This window comes from Streptomyces sp. NPDC007346, assembly GCF_040703535.1.
Lineage (GTDB): Bacteria > Actinomycetota > Actinomycetes > Streptomycetales > Streptomycetaceae > Streptomyces.
In genome coordinates this window covers 1-6,521 of sequence record NZ_JBEYKR010000244.1, presented here as the reverse complement: position 1 = coordinate 6,521, position 6,521 = coordinate 1, and the positions used below count along the sequence as shown (strand labels likewise).

Here is a 6,521-nt window from a genome sequence, read left to right as displayed (position 1 = left end):
CCGGGCACGCCGATGGGGGCCTCACCGGTCCCGGCGAGGCCCCCTTCGGCGGTTTCAGATACGGGCCGAGGGCCCCATGGCCAACCCGGGCTCGTCGTTCTGGCGGGCGACCCGGACACTCCCGTCGGGGGCCAGTGCGGCGATGACCACCCTCCCGTAGACGTCCAGCGCCAGGCCCGGGGTGCCCGTGCCGCGCTCGCCGGTGGGCGACCACCACAGGCCGGCGCTCTCGTTCTCGGTCCCGCAGGCCGCCAGCATGACGTGCCCCTCGGAGTCGCAGTGCGCCAGGACCGTGCAGTCGTAGTCGCCCAGCATGGCGCGCATCGCCGTGACGGGGCCGCCGGGGGATCCTCCCAGCGGGATCACCCAACCGCCTGGGCGGTGGGCGACGACGGAGCCGGACTCCGGGTCGGTCCAGTAGTAGGTGGCGCGGTCCGGGGCGGTCTCCAGGGCCACCGCACTGCCGGGGACGATGGCCACCGGAATGTTCTCCGCGCGCTCGGGCACCGTGTGCGGCTCGGACTGCACCCACCGGCCGGCCCCCTCCTCCCCCGGGATCAACAGCTCGATCCGGCCCGAGGCCGCGGCCGTCACGGCAGGTGCGTCCTGGAACATGCTGCCCTTCAGATCACGCCAGGCCTCCCATTTGCCGGTCTTGTCCTCGCGGCGCAGCATCAGGCCCCGCCCGGCGTTGCGCACCAGGATGTACAGGGTGCCCGCGTCGTCGACCGCGCCCGCCGGCGCCCCGAGCCTCGCGGCCTTCTCCCGGTCCTTGTGCGGATTGCCGAGCGAGCGCCACGCGGTGAGCGGGCGTCCCGACTGGTACTGGATGGCGTGGACCAGGTCCACGGCCGGAGGGCCGTCCGGCTTCTCCACCGAGCGGCGGCCCACGAAGTGCACATAGCCGTCGGCACCCTGCGTGATGAAGAGGTGCGTCAGACCGGGGGCCGGAAAGAAGTCGGGCCCCGCCCAGGCCGAGCCGCCCGGCCGCTCCTCGGTCCAGCGGAGCACGCCCTCGCGGTTGCGCGCGTACGCGGCGAGCCTCCCGTCCGACCCGAGCAACAGCCATCGTCCGTCGACCGTGGCCTCGGCGGAATGGCCGCCCTGACTTTCGGAGGCGCCCGGCTGGGGAGCGGTCCTCCGTGCGGAGCGTGCGGATCTGACCGGCATGGTGTGAGGTCGCCTTCTGGTGATTCTCGGCCCGTCTCGGAAGGCCGTCCGACGGCCTGCCCTTCGGGAAGGGGCGAACCCATCATAGGTTCAGCCTTTTGTCCCCCCGGGTTCACCTGCCCGCCCGGAACCGTCGGCGCTCCGGGTCGCGGACCCCTGGCGACGCGACACCGCCCGGACGGCTGCGCGGCCGTGCCGCGCGCTTCGGTACTCGCACGTGCGCTCGATCGATTGTCTATAGTGCTACCCACCACGCATGTCGGACCGGCTCCTCCCCCCACCCGAGTCCACCCGCCACAGCCCCCACGGGGCCGCGATACCTAGGGACTCGAAACAGGATGAGCAACGACGTCATGCCTCCGGGCCGCCGCGCCTCCCGACGCGCGGCCGAACCGCGCAAGCGCCGCCGCGGCCTGAAGATCGTGCTCAGCCTGCTCCTCGTCCTGCTGCTCGCGGGCGCCGGCACCGCCTACTGGCTCTACAGCCGGCTCGACGGCAACATCAAGGGCGTCGACATCGACCAGGCGCTCGGTGCGGACCGCCCGGAGAAGCTCCCCACCAGCGGGCAGAACCTGCTGGTCCTGGGCTCGGACTCGCGGGCCGGCGCGGAGAACGAGGAGCTGGGCGGCGGCGGGAACGTCGGCGGCGCCCGCTCCGACACGGCGCTGGTGGTGCACATACCGGAGGGCCGGTCGAAGGCCGTCGCCGTCTCCATACCGCGCGACACGCTGGTGACCCGGCCCGAGTGCGCCAAGGACGGCGGACCGACCGTGCCCGCCGAGGAGCGCGTCATGTTCAACTCCGTCTACGCGCAGGTCGGTCCGGCCTGTGTGGTGAAGACGGTGGAGCAGATGTCCGGCGTCCGCATCGACCACTACCTGGAGATCGACTTCGCCGGGTTCAAGGACCTGGTCGACGCCATCGGCGGGGTCACCGTCGACGTGCCGCAGGACATCGACGACAAGGCGTCCGGGCTCAACCTCACCGCGGGTCCGCAGAAGCTGAACGGCACCGAGTCCCTCGCGTACGTCCGGACCCGGCACGGTATCGGCGACGGCAGCGACCTCGGCCGCATCGGGCTCCAGCAGCAGTTCCTGATGGCCCTGCTGAGCGAGGTCAAGTCGCAGGATCTGCTGGGCAGTCCGGCGAGTTCGTACAAGATCGCCAACTCGGCCACCAAGTCGCTCACCACCGACTCGGGGCTCGCCTCGCTCACCTCGCTGGCGGAGTTCGCCCGTTCGATGAACGGCGTCGACCCGGCCACGATGGAGACGATCATGCTTCCGGTGGCGTACGACAAGATCGACCGGAATCGCGTGGTCGCGGCCGAGCCGCAGGCCGGGCAGCTGTGGAAGGCGATCCGCGAGGACACCGCGATCCCCGAGGAAGCGAAGAAGTCCCCCGCCACCGGCGGCTGACCGCGGCCCGGGGCGGGCGCCGGCGTGCGGCCCGCTCGGCCGGTGCCCCGGGAGCGCCGCCGTCCGTGGGACCCTGCCGGGATGAGTGACGGCGCGGCGGTACGGGTGATCGTGGACGGAGCCAACGTGGTCGGGTCCGTGCCCGACGGGTGGTGGCGGGACCGGCGAGGGGCGGCGATCCGGCTGCGGGACTCACTGGTCCCGTACGCGGCGGACGGGCTGCCGGGGCTGCCGGGCCCCGTGGAGATCCTGCTCGTCGTGGAAGGGGCCGCCCGGGGCGTCGGGTCCGTGGCCGGCGTCGAGGTCGTCCCGGCCCCCGGCAGCGGTGACGACCTGATCGCCGAACTGGCGGCGGCCGCCCCGGAGCGCGGCTGCGTCGTCGTCACCGCCGACCGCGGACTGCGCCGGCGGGTCGAGGCGTACGGGGCGCGGTGCGTGGGGCCCCGTACGGTACGGCCGCTGCCGCGGTCCGGGGAACGGTAGGGCGGGTCCGGCCTGCCCGATCTGTCCGGCCTGTTCGGCCTGTTCGGCCTGTTCGGCCTGTTCGGTCAGGATCCGCCGGGCGCGCCCTGGCGGCCCTCCTTGCCCAGCCGGCTGTGGGAGCGCCCGTACACGAAGTAGATGATCACGCCGAGCGCCATCCAGACGGCGAACCGCACCCAGGTCTCCACCGGCAGATTGAGCATCAGCCAGATCGAGGCGGCCACCGAGGCGATCGGCAGCACCGGCACCCACGGGGTGCGGAAGGCCCTGGGCAGTTCGGGGCGGGTGCGGCGCAGGACCAGCACGCCGAGCGCGACGACGACGAACGCGAAGAGCGTGCCGATGTTCACCAGGGTGGCCAGCTCGTCGATGCTCGTGAACCCGGCGATGACCGCGATCAGCACGCCGAGCAGGATCGTGGGGCGGTACGGGGTGTGGAAGCGCGGGTGGGTCTTGGAGAAGAAGCGCGGGAGCAGGCCGTCGCGGCTCATCGCGAAGAAGACCCGGGTCTGGCCGAGCAGCAGGATCATGCAGACCGTGGTGAGGCCGACCGCGGCGCCGAAGCTGATCAGACCGGCGTAGAAGGGGTGCCCGGTGGCCTTGAAGGCGTCGGCGAGCGGGGCGCTGACGGAGAGTTCGCTGTAGTGCTGCATGCCGGTGACCACGATCGAGACCGCCACGTAGAGCAGGGTGCAGATGACGAGTGAGCCGAGGATGCCGCGCGGCATGTCGCGCTGGGGCAGCTTGGTCTCCTCGGCCGCGGTGGCCACCACGTCGAAGCCGATGAAGGCGAAGAAGACGATGGAGGCGGCGGTGAAGATGCCCATCACGCCGAAGTTGGTGGGCTCGTAGCCGAAGACCAGCTGGACCAGCGGGGCGTCCCAGCCGGAACCGGCGGGCTGCTTCTCGGCCGGGGGGATGAACGGCTTGTAGTTCTCGGCCTTGACGAAGAAGAGGCCCGCGACGATCACCATGAGGACGACGCCGACCTTGATCGCGACCACGACCGAGGTGACCCGGGCGGAGAGCTTCATGCCGACGACCAGGATGACGGTCAGGATCAGCACCAGGACGAAGGCCAGCACGTCGAAGCCGAGCCCTTCGGCCACATCGGGTCCGGAAAGGGCTTCGGGCATCGTCCAGTCGACGTTGTCCATCAGGGAGCGGACGTAGCCGGACCAGCCGACCGCGACCACCGCCGTGCCCAGCGCGAACTCCAGCACCAGGTCCCAGCCGATGATCCAGGCCACCAGCTCGCCGAGCGAGGCGTACGAGAAGGTGTACGCGGAGCCGGCCACCGGGACGGTGGAGGCGAATTCGGCGTAGCAGAGCGCGGCCAGCGCGCACACGACACCGGCCACGGCGAACGCGATGGCGGTCGCCGGCCCCGCCGTCTCCTTGGCGACCTTGCCCGTCAGGACGAAGATGCCGGTGCCGATGATGACACCCACGCCGAAGACCGTGAGGTCCAGGGCGGAGAGGGACTTCTTGAGCGCGTGTTCCGGCTCCTCGGTGTCGAGGATCGACTGTTCGACGGATTTGGTGCGGAGCATGCCGTTTCCGCGGGGTGGTGTGACCTGCGCGCTCACCTGCGTACCTCCACGCACTCGTTGTGAACGCCATGATTGGGACCCGGTGGGCACGTGATCGCGCCATCTGGCCCGTTTCATGCGAATGGGCCGGGAGAACCACCCGTACAGGGGTGGTTCTCCCGGCCCATCGGCCGTAGGAAGACCGGTCGGATCAGTCGCGGGCGGGCTCCACGGCGCGGCTCTCGAAGCGGCCGTCGAGCTTGGCGACCAGGCCGGTGACCTGGCGGGCGATATCCGGCGCGGTCAGTCCGATCTCGGCCATGACCTCGCCCCGGGAGGCGTGGTCGAGGAAGACCGGCGGGATGCCGAAGTCGCGCAGCGGTACGTCGACACCGGCGTCGCGCAGGGCCTGGGCGACGGCGGAACCGACACCTCCGGCGCGGCTGTTGTCCTCGACCGTGACGACGACGCGGTGGCGCTCGGCGAGCGGGGCGAGCGCCTCGTCGACCGGCTTGACCCAGCGCGGGTCCACGACGGTGCTGGAGATGCCCTGGGCGTCCAGCAGGTCGGCGATCTCCAGGCACATCGGGGCCAGCGCGCCGACGGAGACGATCAGGACGTCGGGGCGGACGGCCTTCGGCTCGCGCAGGATGTCCATGCCTCCGGCCCTGCCGACCGCCTTGACGGCCGGGCCGACCGCGCCCTTGGAGAAGCGGACCACGGTGGGCGCGTCGTCGACGGCGACGGCCTCGCGCAGCTGGGCGCGGACCTGGTCGGCGTCGCGCGGGGCGGCGATCCGGAGCGTGGGCACGCACTGGAGGATCGACATGTCCCACATGCCGTTGTGCGAGGCGCCGTCCGTGCCGGTGACGCCGGCCCGGTCCAGGACGAAGGTGACGCCGCACTTGTGCAGGGCCACGTCCATCAGGACCTGGTCGAAGGCGCGGTTGAGGAAGGTGGCGTAGACCGCGAAGACCGGGTGGAGGCCGCCGGTGGCCAGGCCCGCCGCGGAGACCGCGCCGTGCTGCTCGGCGATGCCGACGTCGTAGATCCGGTCCGGGAAGGCCTCCTCGAACTTGCCGAGGCCGACAGGCTGGAGCATGGCCGCGGTGATGGCGACGATGTCCTCGCGCTCGTGGCCGAGCTTGACCATCTCCTCGCCGAAGACCGAGGTCCAGTCCAGGCCGGAGGTGGAGATCGGCAGGCCGGTGTCCGGGTGGATCTTGCCCACCGCGTGGAAGCGGTCGGCCTCGTCCTGGAGGGCCGGGGTGTAGCCGCGGCCCTTCTCGGTGAGGCAGTGCACGATGACCGGGCCGCCGAAGCGCTTGGCGCGCTGGAGCGCGGACTCCAGGGCCTCGATGTCGTGGCCGTCGATGGGGCCGACGTACTTCAGGCCGAGGTCCTCGAACATCCCCTGCGGGGCGATGAAGTCCTTCAGGCCCTTCTTGGCGCCGTGCAGGGTCTCGTAGAGCGGGCGGCCGACGACGGGCGTGCGCTCCAGGATGTCCTTGCCGCGGGCCAGGAAGCGTTCGTAGCCGTCGGTGGTGCGGAGCGTGGCGAGGTGGTTGGCCAGGCCGCCGATGGTGGGAGCGTACGAGCGCTCGTTGTCGTTGACGACGATGACGAGCGGGCGGTCCTTGGCGGCGGCGATGTTGTTCAGCGCCTCCCAGGCCATACCGCCGGTGAGGGCGCCGTCACCGATGACCGCGACGACGTGGTCGTCCTTGGCGAGCACCTCGTTCGCCTTGGCCAGGCCGTCGGCCCAGCCGAGGACGGCGGAGGCGTGGCTGTTCTCGATGATGTCGTGCTCGGACTCGGCGCGGGCGGTTGTGGCAGAAGCAGCGCACGTTCAGCGTAGGCAGGTGGCCCTTGCTGCCCAGGCTGTTGAGGTAGTCACGCAGGTTGCGCATCAGGGCGT

At 71.4% G+C, this 6,521-nt stretch carries 4 protein-coding genes and 1 pseudogene; 2 read left to right on the top strand and 3 right to left on the bottom strand.

Translation table 11 applies throughout. The features are described from left to right. Nucleotides 1–54: 54 nt before the first annotated feature. Nucleotides 55–1,170, bottom strand: coding sequence for a hypothetical protein (locus tag AB0917_RS33230; RefSeq protein WP_366823438.1), 1,116 nt, complete (start codon nucleotides 1,168–1,170; stop codon nucleotides 55–57). A gap of 338 nt (nucleotides 1,171–1,508) precedes the next feature. Between AB0917_RS33230 and AB0917_RS33225 the strand changes: the two genes are divergently transcribed. Further along, nucleotides 1,509–2,588 carry an LCP family protein gene (locus AB0917_RS33225; protein WP_366823437.1) on the top strand — a complete coding sequence of 360 codons (1,080 nt, stop codon included), beginning with the start codon at nucleotides 1,509–1,511 and terminating at the stop codon, nucleotides 2,586–2,588. 81 nt (nucleotides 2,589–2,669) lie between these two features. Then, nucleotides 2,670–3,071, top strand: a complete 402-nt coding sequence (locus tag AB0917_RS33220; protein WP_366823436.1) for an NTP pyrophosphohydrolase — start codon at nucleotides 2,670–2,672, stop codon at nucleotides 3,069–3,071. 65 nt (nucleotides 3,072–3,136) lie between these two features. Here the strand turns inward: AB0917_RS33220 and AB0917_RS33215 are convergent, their stop codons facing one another. Next, a complete protein-coding gene (locus AB0917_RS33215) occupies nucleotides 3,137–4,624 on the bottom strand; it encodes an amino acid permease (RefSeq protein WP_366823435.1) in 1,488 nt (495 codons plus the stop codon). Between the two features lie 190 nt (nucleotides 4,625–4,814). Then, nucleotides 4,815–6,428 (bottom strand): annotated as a pseudogene (dxs, locus tag AB0917_RS33210) (1-deoxy-D-xylulose-5-phosphate synthase); the annotation flags it as partial. Nucleotides 6,429–6,521: the final 93 nt, after the last annotated feature.